Source organism: Kribbella sp. NPDC058245, from assembly GCF_042882005.1.
Classification (GTDB): domain Bacteria; phylum Actinomycetota; class Actinomycetes; order Propionibacteriales; family Kribbellaceae; genus Kribbella.
In genome coordinates this window covers 93,928-118,899 of record NZ_JBHVWY010000011.1, presented here as the reverse complement: position 1 = coordinate 118,899, position 24,972 = coordinate 93,928, and the positions used below count along the sequence as shown (strand labels likewise).

Genomic DNA, 24,972 nt, shown 5'->3' with positions numbered 1-24,972 from the left:
AGAAACCGTAAACGGTCTCCGGCAGAGTACAGAGCACCAGAGAGGAGGCAGGAAATGCGACTCGCAGTCATCATCGGCAGCACCCGCCACGGCCGGTTCGGACCGACCGTCGCGCACTGGCTGGCCACACAGGCGGCCAAACAGTTCACGGTCGACCTGATCGACCTCGCAGACGCCGACCTGCCCACCGCGCTTCCGGATACTGACGACCCGGTACCGGCGGAGGTCGCCGTACTGGCTCCGCGGCTGACAGCTGCCGATGCGTTCGCAGTAGTCACCCCGGAGATCAACAGCAGCTTTCCGGCCGCGCTGAAGACCGCACTGGACTGGTACTACGAGGAGTGGCACGCCAAGCCAGTAGCTGTCGTCAGCTACGGCCGGGAGAGCGGTGGCTTGCTGGCTACCGCACAGCTGCGGCAGGTCTTCGCCGAGCTGCAAGCCGTCACCATCCGCAACACAGTCACGCTCCCCTGCTACTGGGAACACTTCACCGCCGACGGCTCCTGGCCGCGGCCGGCTGCGGGCTACGAGGCCCAGGCCAAGCTCATGCTCGACCAGCTCACCTGGTGGGCCCAAGCGCTCCGGGATGCGCGCACCAAGCACCCGTACCAACACTGAAAGAGGAAGCATCATGCGCAAGCTCATTGAGTCCACCTTCGTCACTCTGAACGGCGTCATCTCGGACCCGCAGGACTACTCCGGCCCGTACTGGGACGAGGACCACTTCGGCTACTCCGGCGCCCTGATGGCCGAGACCGAGGCCCTGCTGCTCGGCCGGCTCACGTACGAGGGGTTCGCAGAGGCCTGGTCGCAGCGCAGTGGCGACATGGCCGACACCTTCAACAAGATGCCGAAGTACGTCGCCAGCCGCACGCTCACCGAGACGACCTGGAACGCCACCCTGCTCGAAGGCGACACCGTCGAGGCGATCCGCGAGCTCAAGCAGCAGGACGGCGGGAACCTGCTCAAGTTCGGCACGGGATCGCTCTCCAAGACGCTGCTGGAGAACAAGCTGGTCGACGAGTACCACTTCTGGGTCTTCCCGGTGCTGGCCGACGGCGAAACCATGTTCAGCGGGCAGGGCCTCGACATCCACCACCTCGACCTGCTCGGCACCACCACCTTCAAGTCCGGCATCGTCGTGCACAAGCTCGCGCCGAAGGCCTGAACCGTCCTGAACACCACAGCAGTCCTGGACACCACAGCGCGGCCCGGTACGTCGTACCGGCCCCCAGTGCTGTGTGAGCTGGGTCCGTGCTGTGTCAGTGCTGGGTCACGGCGCGATGTTCTGGTTGAGGTGGAAGAGATTGCCCGGGTCGTACTTGCGCTTCACCTCAACCAGGCGGTCGTAGTTGCCCTTGTAGTTGTCGCGGATCCGCCCTTGGTCGTCATCAGCCATGAAGTTGACGTAGCCGCCGGCCTCGGAGTGCGGTGCGATGTCGTCGTAGTAGGAACGCACCCAGTCGGTGCCCGCCTCGTTCTGGGCCGGATCCGGCCACATGCCGGCGATCACGGTGGCGAACTTCGCATCGCGGTAGGCGAACGCCGTCGCATCCGGAGTGACCCGATGACACGCGCCGTTGATCGGGTAGATGTGCACGGTCGAGTTGACCGCGGGCAAGCCCGGCGCATGACGCAGGTGGGCCTCAATCGCGTCGTCGGTGAGCTCAGTGACGAAGTTCGCCTTCCAATAGTGCTGCAGTCCGGCCGGAACCAGGCCGTCGAACGCACTGTTCAACGCCGGGTACGGCATCGGGCCGACGTGCTCGGCGACCACCGGAGCAAACTCCCGGAACGCCGAGACAGCGCTCTCTCCGCGGTCCGGGTCGCCGGCCCAGCAGGCAACGATCAACGTGAACGGCTCGCCGTGCCGATCCTCGGGAATGAACGGCAGCGGCGGTGCGAGCTGGAAGGCCGGGAAGCCGCCGAGCTCCTCGGGCGCATCGCCGATCAGATCCCGGAACCCAGCCAGTACGGCGGCCGCGTCGGACATCTCGAACAGCATCGGACCGCCGTACACGGTCGAGAGAGGAGCCAGCCGGAACTCGAGCGCGGTTACCACCCCGAAGTTGCCGCCACCGCCGCGCAAGGCCCAGAAGAGGTCCTCGTGCTCCTTCTCGCTGGCGATCAGGAACTGCCCGTCCGCGGTCACCACGTCGGCGGAGATCAGGTTGTCGCAGGACAGGCCCAGACCGCGGGCCAGGTACCCGATGCCGCCGCCGAGTGTGAGTCCGGCGACGCCGGTGGTCGAGATGATGCCGCCGGTCGTCGCTAGCCCGAACGCATGCGTGGCCGCGTTGAAATCACCCCAGGTCGCGCCGCCGCCTGCCCGTGCGGTGCGGCTGACCGGATTCACCCGGACGTTGCGCATGCCGCTCAGGTCGATCACCACACCGTCGTCGACAGTGCCGAACCCCGGCACACTGTGCGAACCGCCCCGGACCGCCAGTTCCAGTTCGTTCGTGCGGGCATAGTCGACCGCGGCCATCACGTCCCCGGCGTTCTCGCAGCGCACGACGACCTGCGGCCGCTTGTCGTGCATCGCGTTGTAGACGCGGCGTGCGTCGTCGTACCCGTCGTCGCCGGCGGTGAAGATCTGCCCGCGAACGCGCTCTCTCATGTTCTCGATGGTGCTCATGTCTGCTCCCCGGACCCCCGGTCGTTGCTCACGACACGGCGCGCATCCGACGACGCAGCGCCGTAGACCGATGGTCGCCGGGAGCGCGCCTCGCCCCGTCAGCGCCTGAACCCCGGCAGTCGTTCGGCCCTCCCCCAGACCTCGCCTGCTCCCCTCGACCCTCCTCCCGCTCGCGAGGTTCGTCAATGCCGCGAGCTGCACCGTTCGGCCCCGTCAAAGCCCCGTCAAAGTTCTGCCGAAGCTCCGCTGAGCAACCGCTCTCTCAGGTCGTTGCCGGCGCTTTCGATCGGTTTTCGATACCGGACGGCAAACTGACCCGCATGGAGCGACGGACAGTGTTGACGACCCTCGGTGCGCTCGTGGCGGCGGCTGCCGTCGGATGCAGCAGCAACGACGCGGCACCCACCGCGAGCACTCCGAGCAGCACCGAACCCACGCCGTCCGGCGGCCCGTCGAGCCCCAGCCCCTCGTCTGCGAGCCCGAGCACCGGGGCGACGCCCAGCGGGAACCCCACGAGAACGCCGGAGAGCGCTCACCCGGTTTCTCTCCCGGCGCTGACGGCGAAGAAGTACGACGGCCGCAACCTCCGCCTCGACCGTGTGCTGGCACGCAACGCCGCCTACACCCGACACCACGTGACGTATGCGAGCGGCTCACTCACGATCTCCGGGATCCTCAACGTCCCGTCGACCCCGGGCCCGCATCCTGCCGTCGTCCTGAACCACGGCTACATCGACCCGGCCGTCTACACCACCGGCCGCGGTCTCGCCCGCGAGCAGGACTACCTCGCCCGCCGCGGGTACGTCGTACTGCACACCGACTACCGCAACCACGCTCAGTCGTCCAAGGATCCGCGCTCCGAACTCAACCTGCGGCTCGGCTATACCGAGGACTCGATCAACGCCGTACTCGCGTTGCGGACCTCCCAGTACGTCGATCCCGAGCGGATCGGCATGCTCGGCCGGTCGATGGGTGGCGGGGTCACGTTGAACGCACTCGTCGCGCAGCCCGGCCTGGTGAAGGCCGGGATCGTCTTCGCGTCCATCAGCTCCAACACGGTCGAGAACTTCGAACGCTGGCCACCCGGACCGGCGAACACTGCCGCGATCCTGCGCGCGTACGGCGAGCCCGCGCGCAACCCGGAGTTCTGGCGCAATGTGTCACCGGTGACGTTCTTCGACCGGGTCACGGAGCCGGTCCTGCTGCATCACGGCGAATCCGACTCGAACTGCCCGATCGCCTGGTCCCGGAGAACGCTCTCTGCGCTCACGGCCGCCGGGAAGAAGGCGACGCTCTACACCTATCCCGGCGAGGAGCACGCCTTCGTCGCGGCCTGGCCGACCTCGATGAGCCGAACCGTTGCCTTCCTCAAGCAACAGGGGGTTTGACCGCACTCACGGCGTACATCGTCAACGACATGTGGAAGGCGCCCCGATCGGCGGCCGAGGTGATCCCGTTGGCGAACGCCATCGCCTCCGCCTCGGTGATCGCGCCGCTCTGCGCAGCGCGAAGATGCATCATCGACACGAACCCTTGGCGCGCACCCGCCTGCGGTTCCAGCCAGGTGGCCGCGGTCTCGCCGGTGATCTCGAGCCCGGCCTCCGCGAGCTGCCCGCGAAGTTGGCGGCCCGAGTACGGATTCGCCGACTGGGACAGGAAGCTGCCGACCATCCGCTGCAACACATCGGGATCGGCCGGGTGAATGATCGCGGTCTGCCAATCGGTGTCGATCAGCACGATCCGGCCGCCGGGCCGCAGAACTCGAGCCATCTCCCGCACCGACCGGGTTGGGTCGTCGACATGCTGGAGAACGCGTTCACAGCGCAGAACATCGACCGACTCATCGTCGAACGGAAGCTTGTCTGCCAGCCCGTCGACGAACTCTCCTTTGCCGGCCGGCCCACGCCGTACCGCCTCCTCGCGCAGCCCGGCGCTCGGCTCGACGCCGATGGCACGCAGGCCGAGGTCAGCGAACACGACCACGTCCTCGCCCGTCCCCGAACCGACGTCGACCGCGGTCTCCCCTGCCACCGGCGCCAACTGCTCCAGCGCCCACGCCTTCAAGGTCAGTACGGCGGGCCGCTGCGCCATCTGGTCGAGCACGAAAGCCCTTCCGGCAGCATCGGCCCTCGCCGCGTCGGCAACCTTGAAACTGCCGATCTGTACCTTCGCGCCCAGCTCGCCCGGCGCCTCGATCTCGCTCATCTGCCATCCCCCTGTGCAAGGTCCCTTAGGCAAGTCGAGACTAGCGCCGGACGAGCCTGCTTTTCAGTACGTCGCCCTTTAGGGCAACGGTTCCCACTCGTCGTCCCGCAGTCGCAGGATCACCCACCCCACCGCGGCGAACCCAGCTGCCTGCAGGCCCCAACCGACCAGATCCAGCGTGTGACTGACCAGGATGATCGCCGCGATGAAGTGGATCGGCTGCGAGATCGCAGTCGCCACCGCCGCCCAGCGAGGCACCATCCGAGAACGCCAGAGAGCGCTCCCCAGCAAGATCGTGCCCAGCACATGCCCGACCACGAACACCACGCCGGCCACGCCCACTGACCCGTGCGTCGCCTCGGCGACCTTCGTGATCGAGGCGGCGTTGAGCCCCGCCTGCCCGCCTGACCAAGTGAAGATGTCAGTCGACGTCATCCACGGCAGCGCCAGATACCCCGGTACGACGAGCAACAGGGAGAGCGCTGTCAGCCACGGAGCTCGATGGCGGATCAGCCTGGCAACGAAGTACGCGCCAGGCACCAGCGTGAGGACCCCCGCGAACGCCAGCCAGAGTACCAACGAGGCGCGGCCCGGATGGGCCAGCATCTTGCTGGTGATCGTCGCCGGGTCGTCGACTGTGTCGTATGGCAAGAGGTAACGCAGCAAGGCGATTGCCGCCGGCCCGATCGGGAGGATCAAGGCGCCGAACCAGCGAGACGCCGTACGGACGTCGCCGCGCGGAGCGATCGTTTGAACCTGGCTCATCACGCACGCGCCGGGACCCGGGCGGGCAGCAGCACCGCGATCACTCCGAAGATCGTCGCCGCGACGCCGATCCCGGCCGCTGCGACGGCAGGCGCCGGTACGTCGGAGGCGAAGAACGCGGGCACCGCCAGCAACGCCGAGGCCAGCCGCAGCGTGATCAGCGGAGCGAGCACCCATCGCTTGCCACCCCACCCCAGGACGACCAGCACGAGGCTGATCAGACCCACCACCGCGCTCCCGACCGCGATCACCATCGGCGGGTGCTCGCCGTCGGTCGTCAGCGGGGTGAACAGATCCGCCACCGACAGCAGGCCGAGTACGACGAGGCCGGCCTTGTTGATTCCAGACATTTCAGATCTCCTTCCAGTTCGTCTGGAACCACCGTCGCGAGTTTCGCCGTACTGCACCTGAGAGCGCTGTCCCCCGATCTCGGGCAGTTCCCCGGCCGGTCCGGGATCGTGATCCCGAGACGCCGGGACACCCTCAGGAGCACACTGCCGTTATGACCACCGCGCAGCAGGCGTCGCCCGCAGCAACCGAGAGAGCGCATTCTCGGCGGACGCTCGCGGGCGCCCTCGGCGGACTGGCCGTCGTCGAGGTACTGGCCGGCGTCGTGCTGTCGTTCGTGACCGGCTGGGGCTGGGCCGAGATGCTGGACGGTTTCGTGGTGACGAACGGCCTGATGGGGGTGACGTTCGGGCTGTGCGGCGCGGTGATCGCGTGGCATCGACCGAGCAACCCGATCGGCTGGCTGTTCCTTGCCGACGGCATCGGTCACGCAACGACCGCGTTCAGCGGCCCGCTGGCCTCCGTCCTTGCCGACGCCAATGCGCCGATCGCGGCGCAGCGTCTCGCCACCACCGTTGCAGTCTTCGCCTGGCCGTGGTCGATCGGGCTTTTCCTCCCGCTCGCCCTGCTGCTGTTCCCGAACGGTAGAGCGCTCTCTGCACGCTGGCGCTGGATCTCGGTCGGGATCATCGTCACCTCGCCGTTGTTCGCGCTCGAGATGGGTACCAGCGGCGATCCGATCACCCCCGGCGTCCCCGGTGGGTACCTGACCATCCCGTCGTACGCCGATCTGCAGCCACTGTGGACCGTCGCCGAGGCCCGCAACCTGGTAGCGATCGCTCTCGCCATCAGCTGCCTGGTGATCCGCTTCCGCCGCTCGGACGAGGTCGGCCGTCGCCAGCTCCTGTGGTTGCTCCTGGCCTCGGTGGTCGCCCTGCTCTTCGTCACGCCCTGGGCCTTCATCGCCGGAACCCCGATCTTCGTCCTGCTGGCCATCCCGCTGATTCCGATCGCGGTCGCGGTCGCCATCGTCCGGCATCAGCTGCTCGACATCCGGCTGGTCGTCTCGCGGGCCCTGACCTGGGGACTGCTGACGTTGGTTGCCATCGGCTCCTATGCCGCCCTGGCCGCTCTCCTCGGTGCGCTGATCCCGTCCCGAGTGGGTCGTTCGGCGGCGGTCACGGTTCTCGTGGCGCTGATCATCGCTCCGATCCTGCCCCGGCTCCGGCAACTCGTAGATCGCGCTCTCTACGGTGATCGCGGCGATCCCGCCCGGATCGCATCCCGGGTCGGCGAACAGCTCTCCGCCGGCCTCCCCGGTGTCGTCGCCGCGATCCGCTCCGGCCTTCGTTTCCCGTACACCGCTCTCACAATCGACGACGCCGTCATCGCCTCCGACGGGGTACCGCCAGAACTCGTCGTACCGCTGGAACTCCAGTACGGCGGTACGTCGGTCGCCCAACTGCTGATCGGCGTACGGTCTGGCGAGTCCGCGTTGTCGACCGCTGATCGCGATGTGCTCGCCCTGGTCGCCGTACCGCTGGCCGTTGCAGTCCACGCGACTCGACTGTCGAGCGAACTGCAGTCGTCGCGAGAGAAGCTGGTTGCTGCGCGCGAGGAGGAGCGGCGTCGGTTGCGCCGCGATCTGCATGACGGTCTCGGGCCGACGCTGACCGGAATCGCGTTCACCGCCGATGCTGCCGCGAACCTTGTCGACACCGATACAGACAGAACCCGCGACCTGCTCAACACCCTGCGGACCGACACCCGTACGGCGATCGGCGATGTACGGCGACTCGTCGACGACCTCCGTCCGCCGGCGTTGGACGAGCTCGGGCTGGTGGGAGCGCTACGGCAACGTGCGGATCAGCTCTCGTTCCGGGCGGACGGGGCGATGATCCAGGTCGAGGTGGCGGCAGAGGGATTGCCCGCACTACCCGCAGCGCTCGAGGTCGCGGCGTACCGGATCGCTACGGAAGCGCTCACCAATGTGGTCAGGCACTCCCGGGCGACCTCGGCAGTACTAGCGTTGCGCTGTGGCAATGACCTTGAGGTTGAAGTGACCGACGACGGCCCACCCAACGGCGCTTGGCATCCCGGCGTCGGCCTCCACGCCATGCGCGAACGAGCCGCCGAACTAGGCGGCGCCTTCGAAGCCGGTCCCACCCCGACCGGCGGCCTCGTCCGTGCCAGCTTCCCCTTGGTCACGCCATGAGCGACAGCCGAGAGCGCTCTCCGGCGGATGCTCCCGTCCGAGTGGTGCTGGCGGATGACCATCCTGTGGTTCGGGCCGGGCTGGCGGCGTTGCTGACCTCGTTGCCGGGGATCGAGGTCGTCGGGGTTGCCTCGAACGGGCGGGAAGCGGTTCGCGAGGTGATCACGAGCCGGCCGGATGTCGCCGTACTCGATCTGCAGATGCCCGACCTCGACGGATTCGCGGCGACCCGTGAACTGGCGCGCTCGGCGCCGGAGGTCGCCGTACTGGTGCTGACGATGTTCGAGGACGACGACTCGGTGTTCGCGGCGATGCGGGCCGGGGCGCGCGGCTATCTCGTGAAGGGCGCGGAGCAGGACGAGATCGCCCGGGCGATCCGCGCGGTCGCCGCCGGCGAAGCGATCTTCGGACCTGGCGTCGCCCGCCGCGTGCTGGGGTTCTTCGCCGCACCCGCGGCCACAGCCGAACCGTTCCCGGAGCTCACCAGCCGGGAACGTGAGATCCTCGATCTCCTCGCAGCCGGCCTGTCCAACCCGGCGATCGGTGACCGCCTGCACCTGGCCTCGAAGACCGTTGCCAACAACGTCTCCGCGATCTTCACCAAGCTCGGCATCGCCGACCGCGCGACCGCAATCATCCAGGCCCGCAACGCCGGCTTGGGCAATGAGAAAGCCTAAGGGATCGCACGGAGATAGCGCTCTCCGAGGATCTTGAGGTGCTCGACCAGACCGGCCGGACCATCGATCCGGAAGTCGAGTCCGAGCATGCCGACGTACACGGCGATCATCTCCAGCGAGTCCGAGCCCGTGACGAGAATGCAGGTCTGCTCGTCCACCGACTCGACCACCCCCACGGCCGCGTGGATCCGGCTCAGCACCTCCTCCGCCGGAGCGAACACCGTGATCCGGGCATGCACCTTCCAGCCGGTTGACGCGACGTCACGCAAGACGAAGTCGGTGTAGTCGTCATCGGGCATCGGCCGCGGTACGTACCGCATACCTGTTGCCATCCGCAACGACATCCAGTCGGCCCGGTACGTGCGCCACTCGTCGTGCTCGTCTCGGGCGACGACGTACCAGAACCCGTGCCAGCTCACCAGGCGGTACGGCTGCACGAGCACCGGGAGGTCCGACGTACGGGCAGAGCCAGCGTCACGGGAGAGCGCTCCCTGCGGGATCTCGTAGTCGAACCGTAGGTAGTGTGCGTCGCGGATGCACGCCGCGATCGTGCTCAGCAACGACGGGTCGATCTCGGGCGCCTCGAAGTTCGTCCCGGTGTCGTCCGGCCCCTTCGAGGTCGCCCGATGGATGGCGTTCACCTGACGCCGGAGCCGATGCGGCAGGACCTGCTCGAGCTTGGTGAGAGCGCGCACGCTGCTCTCCTCCAGCCCGGTGAGGCCGGCGCCGGTCCGCAGACCGACTGCGACCGCAACCGCTTCCTCGTCGTCCAGCAGCAACGGCGGCAGCTTCGCGCCGACCCCGAGCTTGTAATGCCCAGCCGGGCCACGCGCCGCGTCCACCGGATACCCGAGCTCTCGCAGCCGGTCGATGTCGTTCCGGATCGTCCGCGTCGTCACGTCCAGCCGCTCGGCCAACTCGGCGCCGGTCCAGGCGGGCCGCGTCTGCAACAGCGCCAGCAACGAGAGCAGTCGTGACGACGTCTCCAGCACTTCAAAACTCCTCGGTCAATTAGGAATCTAATGTTCCTATACGGATCATACGGTGAAGCCATGACCAACAACGAGAACATCCGCACCTTCACCGTCGACATCGCCCAGAGCGACCTGGACGATCTGAACGCCCGCCTCGAGCGGACGCGGCTGCCCGAGCCGGCCCCCGGCGACGACTGGGACTACGGCACCCCGAACCACTACCTGCGGGAGACCGTCGACCACTGGCGCAACGGCTTCGACTGGCGCGCCCAGGAAGCACGGATGAACGAGTTCCCGCACTACCTGACCGAGATCGACGACCAGACTGTCCACTTCATCCACGTCCCGTCGAAGGTCGAGAACGCGACACCCCTGCTGCTGATCCACACCTACCCCGGCTCGTTCGTCGACTTCCTCGACATGATCGGCCCGCTCACCGACCCCGAGGCGTACGGCGAACCCGCCGAGAGAGCGTTCTCCGTCGTGATCCCGTCGATCCCCGGCTTCGGGTTCAGCACCCCGCTGGTCGACCGCGGCTGGACCATGGCCCGGGTCGCGAAGACCTTCGACGCGTTGATGCGCCGCCTCGGCTACGACTCGTACGGCGCCCACGGGTCCGACGCCGGCGCGATGATCTCGCGAGAGCTCGGCGTACTGAACCCCGAAGGCTTCCTCGGGCTGCACGTCCTGCAGCTGTTCTCGTTCCCCTCGGGCGACCCGTCCGAGTTCGAGAAGTTCACGCCGGAGGACTACGCGGCGCTCGAGCACCTGCAGTGGTTCCAGTCGGTCGGCGGATACAACGCGATCAACTCGACCCGTCCGCAGACCGTTGCCGTCGGCATCTCCGACTCGCCGGTCGGCCAGCTCGCCTGGAACGAGCTCTTCAACAACTTCGGCAACGGAACCAGCCTGGTCTCCCGCGAGCAGATCCTCACCGAGGTCTCGCTCTACTGGTTCACCAACACCTCGGCCGCCGCCGGCCGCTACCACTACGAGGAGGCCAAGTCCGGCGCAGAACCGCAGCTCAACCACGCCCGCACCGGCGTCGCCGTCTTCGCCGACGACTTCAAGACCATCCGGCCGTTGGCCGAGCGCGACAACACCAACATCGTGCACTGGTCCACCTTCGACCAGGGCGGTCACTTCGCCTCCCTGGAGCGCCCCGCCGACGTCACCGCCGACCTGCGGAAGTTCTTCGGAAACCTGTGAGAGAGCCCAAACTGAACGATCTCGCCTCAGGGATCTCCGGATCCCTGAGGCGCAGGGTTTCGGCGCACCCCGAAGCCCTGCCAGCACCCTGGTGAAATCGATTGCCCGGTCTGATCCGGTCCCGCACGCTGTCCCGGTTGCCGTTCTCGACACACGAAGGGACGAGACCTTGATCAGGTCCACACGCACCGGGCTCAGCGGCCTGGCGATCGCCGTCTGCGGTACGGCGCTGTTCGCCACGCTGCTCCCCGCGGCCGCCGCGGCCCCCGCCGACCGGGTCGTACCCGGCGCACGGCCCGGCTGGGCGACCAGCAGCACCGACCGCGGCGCCACCGACCCGCACTCCGAACTGGATGCACGGATCACGCTCTCTGGCCGTGATCCGCAAGGCATGACCGCTTATGCGACGTCTGTGATCGACCCGCACAGTGCCAACTACCGCCACTTCCTCACCGCCGACGAGGTCAACCGGCGCTTCGGCCCGACCCAGGATCAGACCGACGCGGTCGTCTCCTGGCTCGAGTCGAAGGGGCTGAACGTGACCAGTACCGACCAGCACGCCGTCGCGTTCCACGGCTCGGTCGAGAAGGTGCAGAAGGCCTTCGAGGTCGAACTGCACAACTACGCCGACGCCAAGGGCCTTCACCGCGCACCCGCCAGTGATCTGAAGGTCCCGCAGCGGATCGCGGCCGCCGTACAGGGTGTGATCGGGCCCGATGACCAGTCCAAGCAGGGCGTCCGCGCGAAGATCAGCGACGACGTCGCTGCTCACACCAAGGCGGCGGACCCTGATCCCTGGGGACCGACGCCGGCCCTCTACCGCGCTGAGCCCTGCTCCATCTACTGGGGTCAGAAGCCCGCCACCGACCAGCCCCCGGTCGACGGAACGACCCGTCCGTGGACCCTGTGCGGTTACGGCCCGCAGGAGCTGCGCTCGGCGTACGGGCTGACGAACTCGAAGTACACCGGTAAGGGAGTCACGGTCGGCGTCATCGATCCGTACGCGTCGCCCACGATCGAGGCCGACCTCGCGGCGTACGCGAACAAGCACAACTTCCAGGGCTGGCGCCCGGGCCAGCTCAAGCAATACACGACACCCGGCGGTTCGCCCGACTGCTTCGGCGGCCCACCGAACGCCATCTACGTCGAGGAATCGCTCGACATCGAGGCCGTGCACGCGATGGCACCGGACGCGAACGTCGCGTACGTCGGCGCGAAGGACTGCAGCGATGCGAGTCTGATCGACGCACTGAACAGGCTCGTCGACAACCACCTCGCTGACATGGTCAGCAACTCGTGGGGCGACGGCGCGAACGGACCGGCCACCGAGGCGATCCGCGCGGCGTACGAAGACGTCTTCCAGCGCGCCGCAATCCAGGGCATCGGCGTCTACTTCTCGTCCGGTGACTGCGGTACCGAGGACCCGACCAGTGGTTGCGGGCAGAACGAGGGCTCGAACGGCGTCCAGACTGAGTACCCGCCGGAGAGCACCTGGGTGACCGGCGTCGGCGGTACGACGATGCCGATCGATGCCGATGGCAAGAAGTTGTGGGAGTTCGGCTGGGGCAACATCCGCTCGCCGAAGACAGGTAACGGCTGGAGTCCGGACCCGCGCCAGGGCTACCCGGCCGCGTTCACCGGCGGCACCGGCGGCGGGACCAGCGCCAAGGTCCGGCAACCGTCGTACCAGGCCGGGGTCGTACCGACGAAGCTCGCAAAGACCTTGCTGACTGGCGAAACCTCGGCGTACCCGATGCGCGTCGTACCGGACATCGTTGCCGACGGCGACAACAACAGCGGCATGATGGTCGGCCAGACCTGGCTCCTCCCCGACGGCACCACCGGCTACCGTGAGGTGCGCCTGGGCGGCACCAGCCTCTCGAGCCCGCTGATCGCCGGCATCCAAGCGCTGGCCCAGGAAGCGCAGGGCTCACCCATCGGCCTCGCCAACCCGCAGATCTACCAGCGCGCCGGAACCGCCGCCGTCACCGACCTCAAGGACCCGACGGACGGCGCCCTCTACAGCGCCGTCCGCAACGACTACGCCAACATCACCGACCCCACCAGCACGATCCTCACCCGCCTGATCACCTTCGCCATCAACGGCCCGTTGGTCGGTACCCCCGGCTACGACAACCTGACCGGCGTCGGTACGCCGAGTTCGACCTACGCCGACTCCTACCGCCGCTGACGCCAGCGGGAGCCCGGGGCGCCCAGCGCTCCGGGCTCAGCGTCCGATCTCGATCATGCCGATCTCTTTCGGACCGGCACCATCCAGCACGATGATCCCCTCCCGATAGAAGTTGCTGACGTAGATCCGCTGGCCGTCCGTGCTAACGGCAAGATTGGCCGCAGCCCCGAGGTTGGCAGCCAGTGTCCCAACCACCTCGCGACTGCCTACGTCGACCACCCGGATCGCCTCGTCCGAGCCCGAGTCGCCCAGGATGTAGAGATGTTTGCCGTCAGCACCTACCACGGCGGAACTCTCCCTGTCCGGCAGCGTGAATGGGGTCGGACGCGACGTCTTGACCTTGGTGTTGATCGCCGCGTACGACGTCCGGCTGATGGCGTAGATCAGGCCGTCCGGACCAGGCGCCAGGTCGGTCGGGCCAGGTGGCACGGCATCTGGCCCGGATGCCAGGTCACTCTGATCGGTGACGACCTTGATGGGGCTGCGGGCAGGTTGGCGGGTCGCCGTGTCGATCACCGAGACGGTACCCGCGTCGCGGTGGGCGACGTACAGCCACTCGCCCTTCGCGTCGACCTCGAGGTCGGACGGGCTCGACCCGCTGGCAAGCGGACCGCCGACAGTCTGACGCGTCTTGGTGTCGATCTCGGTGATCGTCTCGGAGGTACGACTGAGCACATAAAGCCGATGAGCGGCGAGGCTCAACGACAGGTCGACCGGCTGCGGAGCGACGGCGATCGGCGTACCGACGACCTTCCAGGCGGCGACGTCGATGACGGAGATCGAGTCGGAGGTGGAGTTCGCGACGTACAGCGTCTTGCCGTCCGGGGCCAGCAGAAACCGGCCCGGAGCCCTACCGACCGGCAGCGCATCGCCGATCTGTTCACGAGTCGTGGTGTCGAACTTCAACAACCGGCCATTAGCGAAGTCGGTCGCATAGAGCGTGCGATCGTCGGGGCTGACGGCGACAGCCACAACGGTCGGCGAACGCGGCGCAGGTGGTACGACGGCGAACGCGACAGCACCCAGTACGACGGGAGCCAGCAGCGGTGCCATCATCACCAGGCGACGGATCGGGGCGCCGGGTCGTGATCTGGTGACAACCAGAACTCCGATGAGCAGCCAGATAGCCAGCAGCGCCGCGACCACAGTCCAGGGGTCGCCCAAACCTCGCGGAGTGCCGAACAGGCCGAGCCAGATGGCGAATCCGCCAACCACCCAGCCGATGGTGAACGCACGTCCGAAGTCGAGCAGCGGACCGATCAGTGCGAACTCTGCAGCAATGAGGCCGAGGAATGCTGGATAGGTGAGGTGCGGCAGCGTGTTGTATTCGTGCAGGCTCCGATAACGCTCAACCACCGCGACCAGGACGAGTGCCGCCGCGATCGCCGCGGGAATCAGTTGGCTGAACCGCAGTCCGGGCTTCGGCGGTCGCCACTTGAGCAGGCCGACAACAGCTGTCGCGAGCCAAATCGCGTGGGCTGCGGTGAAGAGTTCCCGTGGGAGGGGGTCGTGGATCCCCAGGTAGGTCTGCTTGGTCAGATCACCCGCGACGATCGCCGCACTCAGGACGCCTGGCGCCAGGAGGCCGGCGGCAAAGGCCGTGTCTACCGCCCGGAACTGGACCGCCACCGCGATCGTCAGAACCGCTGCCACCCCGATCGTGTACGGCGTGGCGCCGAGCGCGGCTGCCCAGATGGCCAGCCCCGCAGCGAGAGTGAGCAGGCCGACAAGCCACCAGCTCGAGGTCGCGTTGCGCACAGTCGCCGCCGGCCCGCGCAACAGATTCACCCGGTGACGCCATCGCCGGGCCGCGGCTCGTGCGGCAGCACCAAACGTCGGCCCGGTGGGACGCCGTACCGGAGAAACGGGCGCCACCACCGGCTGCGCCCGCACAGGTGGACGATCGAGATACGCCCGCGCAGTGTCGGCGATGGCCCGGCTGTCGTTGTCCAGCAACTCCACCAGCTTGGCGCGCGCAGTCCGCCGTACCCGATCGTTGGTTGCCTCCAGCAACTGACCGAGCTGCTGCAGAGCCGCGTCCCGATGCGCCGGGCTCTCCAGATCCGTGATGATCCGAGGCGGCAGCTCCCAGTGCGGGTTGGCGGCGATCACCGTCCGGCCCTGGACATCCGCGATCTGTTTGGGCCGCTGATTCGGTTGCTCGGCGACGACCGCGTCATACGTGTACTGGTACAGCTCGTCGGCCGTGATGTCGCCGTCGGCGTTGAGATCGGCCGCGCCACTGCGCAGCCCCTCCACAATGCAACGGGTGAAGACCGACTGCGACGCCTGACCGTGGACCTTGGCCCCTTCGAACGCGTACTGCGTGGATTCGGTCGCCGTCAGCACGATCCGGCCGCGCCCACCGAGCTCGGCCTTGGTGTCCACCGCCGTGTCCGCCTTCGCGAGCTGCTGAACGGCGTACGCGCCGCCGTAGCAACAGTCCAGGATCAGCAGCTTCTGCCGCGCCACGCACTCATTGACCGCCTCGTCGACCATGTGCGCCGGCAGCGCGGTGAAGCGCAGCCGCTCGCGTTTGGTGTTCTTCATGGCGAGGTACAACCGGCCGCTGTCGTCCTTCAACCCGTGCCCACTGAAGTACAGCAGGGTCAGATCATCGCGCTCGGCAGTCGCATAGAACTCGTCGATCGCTTCGCCCACCCGGCTCGACGGCTCATTGATCAGCACCTGCACCTCATACCCAGCGATCGCCGGATCCTCGAGTACGACGGCCAGCGCCTCCGCGTCCTGAGCCGGCGACACGAGTTGGCGCAACCCGGTGTCCTCGTACTCGTAAGTTGCTACCAGCAACGCCCTGCGGCGCCCCATGTCTCAGCTCGCTTCGTGCCGGCGCAAGAACGCGTCAAGCACCTGCTGCTGTTGCTGCGGTGACGCCGCATCCAGCTCGATCGTCTCGTCGCCGATCGTCATCCGCACCCGCTGCGGTGCCGCCCGCCTACTGAGCCAATCCCGCAGGATCGTGACCACCATCGGCACCATCCCACCAGCCCCACCCAGCGCGATCGCCACCGCGTTGACCGTGGCGATGTCTCCCTTGCTGCCCGCGGGCGCGGTCGCCTCGACAGCCCGCGTCTCGATCTCATGCTCCGCCAGCCCACGCCGCAGCTGCCTGATCGCACGATCCGCCAACTCCGGATCGTCATCCAGCAGTACGACGTCCACCCAGTCCCCCACGCACACCCCTCCCAGGATCTCCGTCCATGATCCCGGTACGGCGACCGTCCCGCAACGGTCTGTGAGGGAGCCCGGGGCGCGATCGCGCTCCGGGCTCCTTTGGGCTCCACCCATCTGGAGGGGAATCCGGGCAGAGCTTCCTGCGACGAGTCACCCCGTCGTCCAGCCCACTTCCGAAGCTACGCCGCGTCAGTGAGGGTCACAACGTTCAAACGTTCCCTTGCAGGAAGGCCTTGATCTCCTTGGTTCTGGCGTCCACGGTCGAGCGCTGCACCTCCAGCGAATCCGCCCCGATCGTCAGCACCACCGCCTCGGGACTCTTCCGCCGATGAATCCAGTCCCGCAACGCCCCAGCCACCGTGTCAGCCACCGCGGCACCACCGGCCAGCCCCACCGCAATCGCCTCCCCCGGCATCTCCTGAGTCGCCAAGTCCTGCTCAGCCAACTCCTGCCTCAGGAGCTGTAAAGCCTTCCCCTTCAGCCCGTCCCCCGCCCGCACCAACACCCAACGACCTTCACCCATCCAGTCCTCCAGCCCTGTGGATAACTCCACCCTGGCACAACCCCCGCCTCCTATGCTGAGACCGACGCACCGCAACCGAAAGGAACCCCATGCCCACCGACGACGAGACGCCGTACCTCCTCCCCGACGGAGACCGCGTCTGGGTCATCAAGACCTCAGTCGCCGCAGAGCTGCTCTCACAAATGCTCGAACGCTTCCGCCTCGGCCACGCCGACCCGCTGATCTTCGGCGACGCCGGCCAACCCGAAGCAGTCGTCGTCCCCTTCGAACTCTGGCAAGCCCTAGACACCCGAGTCTTCGACGAAGAAGGCTTCGACACCACCCACGCCCTCACCCGCCACCGCCTCAAGAACGACCCAAGCAACTCCATCCCGCTGGAAGATATCGCCGCCGAACTCGGCTTGGACCTCAGCCCGATCGACGACGCGGAACTCCACGGGACATCACCTAATCGGAGGGACTCATGAGCGCCGAGACGCCGTACATACTTCCTGGGGGCGAACGGATCTGGGTGATCGATCCGACGTTGGCCGCCGAGAGCCTGCCGCAGATCCTCGGCCGAATCCGGTTAGGCGAACACGGCCCCTTCATCATCGGCGACGCCGGCCAGCCAGAGGCAGTCATGATCCCGTGGACAGCCTGGCAACAACTCGCCGTACTGGCCGCCGAGACCGCGCGCTTCGATCACGTGTACGACGCCGCACGCGACAGCCTGACCGACGACGAACCGTCCGTCCCGCTCGAGGCCGTCTGGGATCTCAACGAGCCGGTCGATGACTCCGACCTGCCGAAGAAATGACTGTCCAGTTCCGGATCCTCATCACCCCACGGCTGAGACGCAAGTTCGCTGCGCTCGAGCAGGCGGCCGCGACACAGCCAGGCGGTCTTCGCGATCGCGAGTTCCGAGCTCTCAAACTCGGTCTCCGAGCACTAGCTGAAGGTCGCGAAGACGATCTGGACGGCAAACGTCTGGGCTTCTCACCGAACCACCACGACCTCCGCGACTGCGCCGAGCTCAAAGTCCCCGTCGTCGCAGAGTCACGCTACGGCCGGGAGCTTGGTCCGTCGCACCGCTTGATCTATCGCGAGTTCGAGTCAGAGGACGGCGGGCTGCCATATCGCGAAGCACTCATCTTCGCTCACCGCGGCGACGACCTCCCCTTCGAGCAAGCTGGCGCCCAACTCCAGCGCGAAATCGGTCAGCCCGTCCCCGAACTGGATGGGCTACCCAACCCCACCTTCAACCACCGCGCGACCGCCCAACCAACCGGACCACCCCGTCTCCCCCTTCCCCCCGACCTCCGGCGCGCTCTCGCCGCCGCCTCCAACGTCGCTCCAGCCCAAGGCGCAGTCAGAGCCCAACCCCAGCCAGGCAGACCGCAGACACCGACGCGCCACAACGGCCCACCCAGCCGCGAACCCTGATCCAGCACTCCGGAGGCTCGAATGCCCAACCGCCCGTACGTCGTACTGTCGGCCGCCAGTTCGATTGATGGCTACATCGACGACGCCACGGACCAACGCCTGTTCCTCTCCAACGACGAGGACTTCGACCGGGTGGACGAGGTACGGGCAAGCGTCGACGCGATCCTCGTCGGCGCGAACACCATCCGCGTAGACAATCCCCGCCTCCTGGTCCGCTCCCAGGAGCGCCGCGACCGCCGCGTCGCCGCCAGCTTGCCCTTCTCCCCCGCCAAGGTGACGATCACCTCGACCGGCGACCTCTCCCCCGCCGCCAGCTTCTTCACCGAAGGCGACATCGACAAACTCGTCTACACCTCAGCCTTCGAAAAGACCGCCGCCACACTCGGCGAGGTCGCGACCGTCATCGAGGCCAACGACCTGCACTCAGTACTGCGGGACCTCGGTGACCGCGGCATTGAACGGCTCATGGTCGAGGGCGGCACCACCATGCACACCCAGTTCCTCACCGCCGGCCTCGCAGACGAGCTCCACCTCGTCATCGCCCCGTTCTTCGTAGGCGACCCAGCCGCCGCCAGCTTCGTAGCCCCGGGCAACTTCCCCCACAACTCCACACGCCGGATGGACCTCACGGAGGTCCGCCAGATCGGTGACGTAGTTTTGTTGCGTTATCTCCTGGAGAGGGCTGCTGATGACTGACCACGACGACCGCTACTGGCTAGAACAAGCCATCGAACTCTCCCGCTCGTGCCCCCCGCTAGAGAGCGCGTTCTCAGTCGGCGCAATCATCCTCGACGCCTCCGGCCAAACCATCTCCACCGGCTACTCCCGCGAGACCGGCCTCCGCGACCATGCCGAAGAAGTCGCCATCAACAAACTCGCCGCAGACGACCCGCGTCTACCCGGCTCAACGATCTACAGCACCCTCGAACCATGCAGTAAGCGCTCTTCCCACCCACGCACCTGCACCGAACTCATCATCGCCGCCGGCATCACCCGCGTAGTCATGGCCTGGCGCGAACCCTCCATCTTCGTAGACTGCGAAGGCGTAGAACTCCTCACCGCCGCCGGCCTAGAGGTCATCGAATACCCCGACCTCGCCGACGCCGTACGCCAAATCAACGCCCACCTGCTCGCGTAGGCGGTTATCGGCGAACTCCCAAGGAGATCTGTTGCCTTGGTCTCCCGAGCGCTAGCGTCACTGTTCAAAGTCAACGAGCAGAGACAGCTCGCCCTCAGGTGGAGGACATGTGCATTACGTCGGGGTGGATCTTGCTTGGGGCCAGAACAACATGACCGGACTCGCGGTCCTTGACGCGTCCGGACGACTGCTGGCTGCGACTCAGCGTAAGACCGACAGCGAGATAGTCGACTGGCTAACGCCTTGGACGACCGGCCCGTGCTTGGTGGCTATCGACGCGCCGATCATTGTCACCAACCCCACGGGCAACCGCCCCTGCGAAAGCATGGTGAACCGCCACTTCGGCAAATACAACGCGTCCTGCCACTCGGCAAACCTTTCGAAGCCCCACTTCGCCGACGGCACCCGGGCACTCCGCCTCGCCGACGAGCTCGGACTCGCCGTCGATCCCCAAGGCCAGTCCGAACGCCGCGCAGTGGAGGTCTACCCGCACCCAGCGATCGTCGTACTCTTCGATCTGCCGCGGATCCTCCAGTACAAACACAAACCCGGCCGCGATCTGGAATATCTACGACTCGAGTTGGTTCGCCTCCTCGACCACCTTGAGGGACTCCATCAGGCATCTCCGCCGCTCCTTCTCGCGGCCAACCCCGACTGGCAACGAATCAGGCAAGCCGTCACTCAGGCTCAGCGGAAGGTCGAACTGTCACGGGTCGAAGACTCGATCGACGCGATCGTCTGCGCCTACATCGCGGCCTACGCGGTAGCCAACCCGACAGCCGTCCGGGTGATGGGTGACATGAAGAGCGGCTACATCCTGACCCCGGTGACCCTCCAAATCGCCAGCGCCTACGACTCAGCCTGAGACGTCAACGGCTTGGGCTTGCGTAGGATCACGATGCCGATGTAGCTCAGCCGGAGGGAATCACGTGGTCCTGAGCCTGTCCGACGATCTCAAGCTCCGCGAACGCATCATGGTTCGCTTGGCGCACGTCCGCGATCAGGGAGGCGGCGTCGTCACGCGCGAGCAGTTGAGCAACTTCGCCATCGATGGTGGGCAGCGACGCCTGATCGACCAGTCGCGTGGCATCTGGAATCCCCAAGATCTCAATGTGACGTTATCGATCGTCAGCTCCCCCGACGGACCGTACGACGACCGGGAGGTCGACGAGGGTTATTTTGTCTACTCGTATCGCGCTGGTTCTACCGACGGAGACAATCGAAAGCTCCGAGCTGCCGTCGAGTTCAGCCTTCCGCTCATCATGCTCCGCAAGCTCAAAGCGGGCATCTTCGTCCCAATCTTCCCGGTCTTCGTCGTCGAAGACGACCAAGAGGCGCGTCACTTCCTGATCGCCCTCGACGAATCCCTCCGCTTCGTCAAACCGCAGAGCCTCGATATTCGGGCCAAGGAGTACGCCCAGCAACTGACCCGCAGGCGCCTGCATCAGCCCTGGTTCCGGGCCTCAGTCATCCGCGCCTACGAGACGCGCTGCGCGGTATGCCGCCTCCAGCACGGCGAACTCCTGGACGCAGCTCATATCGTGCCCGACTCCGATGAGGCGGGCGTGGCACACATCAGCAACGGGCTCAGCCTCTGCAAGATCCATCACGCCGCTTATGACCAGAACCTGATGGGCATCCGGCCAGACAACGTGGTCGAAATCAACAGAGAGCTGCTGGAGGAACGGGACGGCCCCATGCTGAAGTACGGTCTCCAGCAGATGCACGGGACTACGATCACCCTGCCTCGCCGCAAGATTGAGCGTCCGAGCACCGAGCTCCTCGAAGTGCGATACAACGAGTTCAAGGCAAGCTAGAGCTCCTCGGCCGGGTTGGCGCGAACGCCAACCCGGCTTCACTGGGTAGAGAAGCGGACCTAAGAGCGCTCTGCCGCGATCAGGACCGGCTCAAAGACCCGCCGCATCTCGTCGAGGATGTAATCGTGCCGCGTCTCATGAGACCGCTGGCGGACGATGCGACGATCTGACACCTCGAAGAACCCAATTTCCTTCCCGTCGAGGTCCACATTGAGAAATTGCGAATTGTTGCCGCCGATACGGATGGTGATCCGCGTCAGGTCGATCATGTCGTCTCCTTGCTAAAGATGGTGGCCAGCTGCAGCTCGCCGACCGACGAATCGGGGACGGCAGCAGCTGAGGAGGGAGGAGCCAGGCGACGGCACACGTTCTTGCCGCGCACGCCCAAAAGGTGGGCGAAGATGCGATCGCGAGGTTGCTATGCCAGCCCGCTGCGGGTCCTCGAAGAGGGACCAAACGCAGGCGAGATCTCTGGAGCCTCGATAGCGATCAACACCACCATAGCCGGCGGAGCCTCACACCAACACGCTCAGCCGTCGGCGAGTCCAGCGATTGTCGGCGGTATCTGGCAAGCTCTCCGCGAGGTGGTGACTGGATGAAGCCTGGAATCTATGACGCGCTCGTAACCAACGGCCTGCGTGACGTCCTCGATCAGGTCGACGGACTCACGTCGCTGATTGACGACGTAGACGAGGCGGACCAACCCGAGGTCTTAGCCCGACATGTCCGCGACGCCGTACTCCGAACGCTCGGTGCAACTCGCGATCAGGGCGAACGCGTTGCGCTCGTTAACGACCTGCTCAGCCGCCTGACGTCGAAGAGTGACCTGCTGCCCGACGAGACACCTCGCCAGTTACTCGCGCTCTACCCTCCGGCCGGGCCGGGCGTGCACCAACCAGGCGGCACCCGACCAAGCACTCCGCTGTCAGACGCAGCCCTCCTCACGAACGCTCACGGCGAGCCGGCGCTCGGCTCCGAACTGCGCGCCGAGATCGACACGTCCGATGAGGTCGACCTCCTCTGCGCCTTCGTCAAGTGGTACGGGCTCCGGCTCCTCGAGCCCGAGTTGCTGCGGCTACGACAGCGCGGTGGACCGTTCCGAGTGATCACCACGACCTATCTCGGAGCCACTGACCGCCACGCACTCGACCGTCTCGTCAACGACTTCGGCGCCGAGGTCAAGATCCAGTACGACGTACTCCGTACGCGACTGCATGCCAAGGCCTGGCTCTTCCGCCGTACCACGGGCTTCGACACTGCATACGTCGGATCGTCGAATCTGTCCCGCGCCGCACTCCTGGACGGAGTCGAGTGGAACGTTCGGTTGTCGCGTATCGCCACCCCGAGCCTCCTCAACAAGTTCGGCGCGACGTTCGACACCTACTGGAACGACTCGACCTTCGAGGCCTACGACCCGGAGCGCGACCGCGACCGCCTCGACGACGCCTTGGCAGAGGCTGGCAACCGCAAGCCGTCGGATCGTGTCACCATCTCGCTAGCCGGCCTCGAGGTACGCCCTCGGCCCTACCAGGCAGAGATGCTCGAAACTCTCGCCGTCGAACGAGAGGTCCACGATCGCCACCGCAATCTGGTAGTCGCAGCGACGGGAACCGGTAAGACCGTCATTGCTGCACTCGACTACCGACGCCTCCGAGACGAGGCGCTCGCCCGCGGAGACCAAGCGCCGTCGCTACTCTTCATCGCTCACCGACGCGAGATTCTCCAGCAGTCGCTGCGCACCTATCGCGAGGTCCTCAACGACGCCAGCTTTGGAGAGGAGTACTTCTCCGGCGCGCGGCCCGAGCGATGGGACCATGTCTTCGCTTCAGTGCAGGCCCTGTCGAACTACGACGTCACCACCTTGCCGGCCCAGTCCTTCGACATCCTGGTCGTTGACGAGTTCCATCACGCCGCAGCTAAGACCTACCAGAAGCTCCTAGGCCATCTTGAGCCCATTGAGCTCCTGGGCTTGACTGCTACGCCGGAGCGCACCGATGGCTTCGATCTTCAGTCCTACTTTGGCGGCAGGACTGCGGTCGAGCTCCGGCTCTGGGATGCGCTGTCCGACGACCTCTTGTGCCCGTTCCACTACTTCGGCATCGCAGACGGCACCAGCCTCGCGGACTTGCAATGGAAGCGAGGACGATACGACGAGCAGGAACTCGAGGGCCTATATACCGGCAACGACCGACGCGCCGCGATCGTCCTCCGCGAGCTGAAGGACAAGCTCACCGACGTCCATGCGATGCGCGCTCTGGGCTTCTGCGTATCGATCGCCCATGCCGAATACATGGCCAAGGTCTTCAATGATGCAGGCATCCCGGCGCTTGCAGTCTCTGGGCGTTCGCAAACTGCAGACCGAGACCGCGCTCTTCGTGATCTGAAGGATCGCCGAGTGAACGCGCTCTTCGCCGCGGATCTGTTCAATGAGGGTCTAGACCTTCCGGAGGTCGACACCGTCCTCTTCCTCCGCCCGACCGAGAGCCCAACCGTCTTCCTTCAGCAGTTGGGCCGTGGCCTCCGTCAGGCACAGGGCAAGCCGGTCCTGACCGCTCTCGACTTCGTCGGACACCAACGCAAGGAGTTTCGCTTCGACAAGCGCTTCAGGGCGCTCACAGGCCAGACCCGCAGGGGCCTCCAGCGGCAAGTCGAACAAGGATTCCCCTTCCTGCCCTCGGGCTGCCAGATCGTGCTGGACGCGGTAACCCAGAACGCAGTCCTCGAGAACCTCCGCACCCAGGTCACCGGCCGCTGGCGAGACATGATGAGCGATCTGCGATCTCACGGCGACCAGGACCTACCGACCTTCGTCCGCGAGTCGGGCGTCGAACTCAGCGACATCCTGCGCAACGGAAGAAGCTGGACGACGCTCCGGCGAGAAGCTGGCCTGCCCACGCGCGATGGCACAGCCCGTGAGTCCAAACTCCTTCGAAGGGTCCGTGCCCTAGCGCACGTCGACGACCTCGATCGCGTGCAGACCTACAAGCTGCTCCTGGCCGACTCGGCGCCGTCGTACAGCGAGCTGACTGATGCGCAGCGCATCCATGCCCGAATGCTCTTCTTCTCGCTGTGGCCTGACAGTGGCGGCTTCGCCTCGTACGACGCCGGCCTCGACGCACTCCGAGCAGAGCAAGCCCTCCGTGACGAACTGATCCAGGTCATCGACTTCACCATGGACCGTGCTCGCCACCGAACCCTCGGACTCTCGGGCCAACTGCGTGGCATCCCCCTACGTGTCCACGCCCGGTACCAACGCGAAGAGATCCTCGCTGCCCTCAACTACGCGAGCCTCCAGCGCCGACCCAGCACGTTCCGCGAGGGAGTTCTGTTCGAAAAGGAAGCCGGCATCGACGCCTTCTTCGTGACACTCAACAAGTCCGAGGCCGACTACTCCCCGACCACGATGTACCGCGACTACGCCATCAGCCCAACGCTGTTCCACTGGGAGTCCCAAAGCATCACCTCAGTAGCCTCAGCAACCGGCCAGCGCTACATCAACCACCGCGCCGAGGGCTCGAACATCCTCATCTTCACCCGCGAACAAAAGCTCAACGAGCTAGGCACCTCCCCCTACCTCTTCCTGGGCCCAGCCACCTACACCACCCACACCGGCGACCGCCCCATAGCCATCACCTGGCGCCTAGACCACCCCATGCCCACCGACCTCTTCCAGTCAGCGTCGGTCGTAGCCTGACCGACATACGGCGCACAT

General features: G+C 66.3%; 24 protein-coding genes. 15 read left to right on the top strand and 9 right to left on the bottom strand.

The window, feature by feature from the left end; genetic code table 11:
- Positions 1–54: 54 nt before the first annotated feature.
- Both ACFVWG_RS25115 and ACFVWG_RS25110 read left to right on the top strand, forming a co-directional pair.
- Positions 55–618, top strand: a complete 564-nt coding sequence (locus ACFVWG_RS25115) for an NADPH-dependent FMN reductase (RefSeq protein ID WP_391545836.1) — start codon at positions 55–57, stop codon at positions 616–618.
- A 13-nt stretch (positions 619–631) separates the two neighbouring features.
- Positions 632–1,168 carry a dihydrofolate reductase family protein gene (locus tag ACFVWG_RS25110; RefSeq protein ID WP_391545835.1) on the top strand — a complete coding sequence of 179 codons (537 nt, stop codon included), beginning with the start codon at positions 632–634 and terminating at the stop codon, positions 1,166–1,168.
- A 105-nt stretch (positions 1,169–1,273) separates the two neighbouring features.
- Here ACFVWG_RS25110 and ACFVWG_RS25105 read toward each other — a convergent pair whose 3' ends face one another.
- Positions 1,274–2,638 (bottom strand): FAD-binding oxidoreductase, encoded by a 1,365-nt coding sequence (locus tag ACFVWG_RS25105; protein WP_391545834.1) that lies wholly within the window; start codon positions 2,636–2,638, stop codon positions 1,274–1,276.
- Positions 2,639–2,958: 320 nt separating this feature from the next.
- Here ACFVWG_RS25105 and ACFVWG_RS25100 point away from each other — a divergent pair, with 320 nt between their 5' ends.
- The gene (locus ACFVWG_RS25100) at positions 2,959–4,026 is read left to right on the top strand and encodes an alpha/beta hydrolase family protein (protein WP_391545833.1); all 1,068 of its coding nucleotides are present in this window, start codon (positions 2,959–2,961) and stop codon (positions 4,024–4,026) included.
- Here ACFVWG_RS25100 and ACFVWG_RS25095 read toward each other — a convergent pair.
- The 3 genes from ACFVWG_RS25095 to ACFVWG_RS25085 all read right to left on the bottom strand — a co-directional run bounded on the left by ACFVWG_RS25095 (position 4,007) and on the right by ACFVWG_RS25085 (position 5,958).
- Complete coding sequence (locus ACFVWG_RS25095; RefSeq protein ID WP_391545832.1) at positions 4,007–4,843, bottom strand: methyltransferase domain-containing protein; 837 nt, start codon at positions 4,841–4,843, stop codon at positions 4,007–4,009. The two genes, ACFVWG_RS25100 and ACFVWG_RS25095, sit on opposite strands and share 20 nt — an antisense overlap.
- 78 nt (positions 4,844–4,921) lie before the next feature.
- A complete protein-coding gene (locus ACFVWG_RS25090; RefSeq protein ID WP_391545831.1) occupies positions 4,922–5,608 on the bottom strand; it encodes a hypothetical protein in 687 nt (228 codons plus the stop codon).
- Entirely contained in the window at positions 5,608–5,958 is a 351-nt protein-coding gene (locus tag ACFVWG_RS25085; protein ID WP_391545830.1) for a hypothetical protein, read from the bottom strand. Before ACFVWG_RS25085 ends, ACFVWG_RS25090 begins: the two co-directional genes overlap by 1 nt.
- Before the next feature lie 152 nt (positions 5,959–6,110).
- On the opposite strand from ACFVWG_RS25085, the gene ACFVWG_RS25080 reads away from it, so the two are divergent.
- Positions 6,111–8,111 carry a sensor histidine kinase gene (locus tag ACFVWG_RS25080; RefSeq protein ID WP_391545829.1) on the top strand — a complete coding sequence of 667 codons (2,001 nt, stop codon included), beginning with the start codon at positions 6,111–6,113 and terminating at the stop codon, positions 8,109–8,111.
- Positions 8,108–8,788: a response regulator gene (locus ACFVWG_RS25075; RefSeq protein WP_391545828.1), complete on the top strand. Its 681-nt coding sequence runs from the start codon at positions 8,108–8,110 to the stop codon at positions 8,786–8,788. The genes ACFVWG_RS25080 and ACFVWG_RS25075 overlap by 4 nt, the downstream gene beginning before the upstream one ends.
- Here the strand turns inward: ACFVWG_RS25075 and ACFVWG_RS25070 are convergent.
- Positions 8,785–9,780 (bottom strand): helix-turn-helix transcriptional regulator, encoded by a 996-nt coding sequence (locus ACFVWG_RS25070; protein ID WP_391545827.1) that lies wholly within the window; start codon positions 9,778–9,780, stop codon positions 8,785–8,787. The two genes, ACFVWG_RS25075 and ACFVWG_RS25070, sit on opposite strands and share 4 nt — an antisense overlap.
- Positions 9,781–9,840: 60 nt before the next feature.
- Between ACFVWG_RS25070 and ACFVWG_RS25065 the strand changes: the two genes are divergently transcribed.
- Positions 9,841–10,971: an epoxide hydrolase family protein gene (locus ACFVWG_RS25065; RefSeq protein ID WP_391545826.1), complete on the top strand. Its 1,131-nt coding sequence runs from the start codon at positions 9,841–9,843 to the stop codon at positions 10,969–10,971.
- A gap of 169 nt (positions 10,972–11,140) precedes the next feature.
- Entirely contained in the window at positions 11,141–13,162 is a 2,022-nt protein-coding gene (locus ACFVWG_RS25060) for a protease pro-enzyme activation domain-containing protein (RefSeq protein ID WP_391545825.1), read from the top strand.
- 36 nt (positions 13,163–13,198) lie between these two features.
- Here the strand turns inward: ACFVWG_RS25060 and ACFVWG_RS25055 are convergent, their stop codons facing one another.
- From ACFVWG_RS25055 to ACFVWG_RS25045, 3 genes are all read right to left on the bottom strand, one after another.
- A complete protein-coding gene (locus ACFVWG_RS25055; protein WP_391545824.1) occupies positions 13,199–15,991 on the bottom strand; it encodes a caspase family protein in 2,793 nt (930 codons plus the stop codon).
- 3 nt (positions 15,992–15,994) lie between these two features.
- The gene (locus tag ACFVWG_RS25050; RefSeq protein WP_391545823.1) at positions 15,995–16,357 is read right to left on the bottom strand and encodes a hypothetical protein; all 363 of its coding nucleotides are present in this window, start codon (positions 16,355–16,357) and stop codon (positions 15,995–15,997) included.
- Positions 16,358–16,565: 208 nt separating this feature from the next.
- Positions 16,566–16,880, bottom strand: coding sequence for a hypothetical protein (locus tag ACFVWG_RS25045; protein ID WP_391545822.1), 315 nt, complete (start codon positions 16,878–16,880; stop codon positions 16,566–16,568).
- An 89-nt stretch (positions 16,881–16,969) separates the two neighbouring features.
- On the opposite strand from ACFVWG_RS25045, the gene ACFVWG_RS25040 reads away from it, so the two are divergent.
- The 7 genes from ACFVWG_RS25040 (at position 16,970) to ACFVWG_RS25010 (ending at position 21,260) form a co-directional block, all read left to right on the top strand.
- Complete coding sequence (locus ACFVWG_RS25040; RefSeq protein WP_391545821.1) at positions 16,970–17,347, top strand: hypothetical protein; 378 nt, start codon at positions 16,970–16,972, stop codon at positions 17,345–17,347.
- The gene (locus tag ACFVWG_RS25035) at positions 17,344–17,679 is read left to right on the top strand and encodes a hypothetical protein (protein WP_391545820.1); all 336 of its coding nucleotides are present in this window, start codon (positions 17,344–17,346) and stop codon (positions 17,677–17,679) included. Before ACFVWG_RS25040 ends, ACFVWG_RS25035 begins: the two co-directional genes overlap by 4 nt.
- Positions 17,676–18,305, top strand: coding sequence for a hypothetical protein (locus ACFVWG_RS25030; protein WP_391545819.1), 630 nt, complete (start codon positions 17,676–17,678; stop codon positions 18,303–18,305). The genes ACFVWG_RS25035 and ACFVWG_RS25030 overlap by 4 nt, the downstream gene beginning before the upstream one ends.
- A gap of 21 nt (positions 18,306–18,326) precedes the next feature.
- Complete coding sequence (locus tag ACFVWG_RS25025; RefSeq protein WP_391545818.1) at positions 18,327–19,001, top strand: RibD family protein; 675 nt, start codon at positions 18,327–18,329, stop codon at positions 18,999–19,001.
- Positions 18,994–19,443 (top strand): dCMP deaminase, encoded by a 450-nt coding sequence (locus ACFVWG_RS25020; protein ID WP_391545817.1) that lies wholly within the window; start codon positions 18,994–18,996, stop codon positions 19,441–19,443. Before ACFVWG_RS25025 ends, ACFVWG_RS25020 begins: the two co-directional genes overlap by 8 nt.
- 109 nt (positions 19,444–19,552) lie before the next feature.
- Positions 19,553–20,308 (top strand): DUF429 domain-containing protein, encoded by a 756-nt coding sequence (locus tag ACFVWG_RS25015; protein ID WP_391545816.1) that lies wholly within the window; start codon positions 19,553–19,555, stop codon positions 20,306–20,308.
- A gap of 64 nt (positions 20,309–20,372) precedes the next feature.
- Positions 20,373–21,260: an HNH endonuclease gene (locus tag ACFVWG_RS25010; protein WP_391545815.1), complete on the top strand. Its 888-nt coding sequence runs from the start codon at positions 20,373–20,375 to the stop codon at positions 21,258–21,260.
- Positions 21,261–21,319: 59 nt separating this feature from the next.
- Here ACFVWG_RS25010 and ACFVWG_RS25005 read toward each other — a convergent pair whose 3' ends face one another.
- A complete protein-coding gene (locus tag ACFVWG_RS25005) occupies positions 21,320–21,529 on the bottom strand; it encodes a hypothetical protein (RefSeq protein ID WP_391545814.1) in 210 nt (69 codons plus the stop codon).
- A gap of 326 nt (positions 21,530–21,855) precedes the next feature.
- Here ACFVWG_RS25005 and ACFVWG_RS25000 point away from each other — a divergent pair, with 326 nt between their 5' ends.
- Positions 21,856–24,954, top strand: coding sequence for a DUF3427 domain-containing protein (locus tag ACFVWG_RS25000; protein ID WP_391545813.1), 3,099 nt, complete (start codon positions 21,856–21,858; stop codon positions 24,952–24,954).
- The last annotated feature ends 18 nt before the right edge of the window (positions 24,955–24,972 follow it).

Excerpts from the sequence above, each read along its gene's own strand:
- ACFVWG_RS25025 (WP_391545818.1), top strand. The coding sequence starts at position 18,327 with ATGCCCAACCGCCCGTACGTCGTACTGTCGGCCGCCAGTTCGATTGAT.
- ACFVWG_RS25090 (WP_391545831.1), bottom strand. The coding sequence starts at position 5,608 with ATGAGCCAGGTTCAAACGATCGCTCCGCGCGGCGACGTCCGTACGGCG.
- ACFVWG_RS25110 (WP_391545835.1), top strand. The coding sequence starts at position 632 with ATGCGCAAGCTCATTGAGTCCACCTTCGTCACTCTGAACGGCGTCATC.
- ACFVWG_RS25030 (WP_391545819.1), top strand. The coding sequence starts at position 17,676 with ATGACTGTCCAGTTCCGGATCCTCATCACCCCACGGCTGAGACGCAAG.
- ACFVWG_RS25020 (WP_391545817.1), top strand. The coding sequence starts at position 18,994 with ATGACTGACCACGACGACCGCTACTGGCTAGAACAAGCCATCGAACTC.
- ACFVWG_RS25040 (WP_391545821.1), top strand. The coding sequence starts at position 16,970 with ATGCCCACCGACGACGAGACGCCGTACCTCCTCCCCGACGGAGACCGC.
- ACFVWG_RS25080 (WP_391545829.1), top strand. The coding sequence starts at position 6,111 with ATGACCACCGCGCAGCAGGCGTCGCCCGCAGCAACCGAGAGAGCGCAT.
- ACFVWG_RS25055 (WP_391545824.1), bottom strand. The coding sequence starts at position 15,991 with ATGGGGCGCCGCAGGGCGTTGCTGGTAGCAACTTACGAGTACGAGGAC.
- ACFVWG_RS25115 (WP_391545836.1), top strand. The coding sequence starts at position 55 with ATGCGACTCGCAGTCATCATCGGCAGCACCCGCCACGGCCGGTTCGGA.
- ACFVWG_RS25095 (WP_391545832.1), bottom strand. The coding sequence starts at position 4,843 with ATGAGCGAGATCGAGGCGCCGGGCGAGCTGGGCGCGAAGGTACAGATC.
- ACFVWG_RS25075 (WP_391545828.1), top strand. The coding sequence starts at position 8,108 with ATGAGCGACAGCCGAGAGCGCTCTCCGGCGGATGCTCCCGTCCGAGTG.
- ACFVWG_RS25085 (WP_391545830.1), bottom strand. The coding sequence starts at position 5,958 with ATGTCTGGAATCAACAAGGCCGGCCTCGTCGTACTCGGCCTGCTGTCG.
- ACFVWG_RS25105 (WP_391545834.1), bottom strand. The coding sequence starts at position 2,638 with ATGAGCACCATCGAGAACATGAGAGAGCGCGTTCGCGGGCAGATCTTC.
- ACFVWG_RS25005 (WP_391545814.1), bottom strand. The coding sequence starts at position 21,529 with ATGATCGACCTGACGCGGATCACCATCCGTATCGGCGGCAACAATTCG.
- ACFVWG_RS25065 (WP_391545826.1), top strand. The coding sequence starts at position 9,841 with ATGACCAACAACGAGAACATCCGCACCTTCACCGTCGACATCGCCCAG.
- ACFVWG_RS25100 (WP_391545833.1), top strand. The coding sequence starts at position 2,959 with ATGGAGCGACGGACAGTGTTGACGACCCTCGGTGCGCTCGTGGCGGCG.
- ACFVWG_RS25045 (WP_391545822.1), bottom strand. The coding sequence starts at position 16,880 with ATGGGTGAAGGTCGTTGGGTGTTGGTGCGGGCGGGGGACGGGCTGAAG.
- ACFVWG_RS25035 (WP_391545820.1), top strand. The coding sequence starts at position 17,344 with ATGAGCGCCGAGACGCCGTACATACTTCCTGGGGGCGAACGGATCTGG.
- ACFVWG_RS25000 (WP_391545813.1), top strand. The coding sequence starts at position 21,856 with ATGAAGCCTGGAATCTATGACGCGCTCGTAACCAACGGCCTGCGTGAC.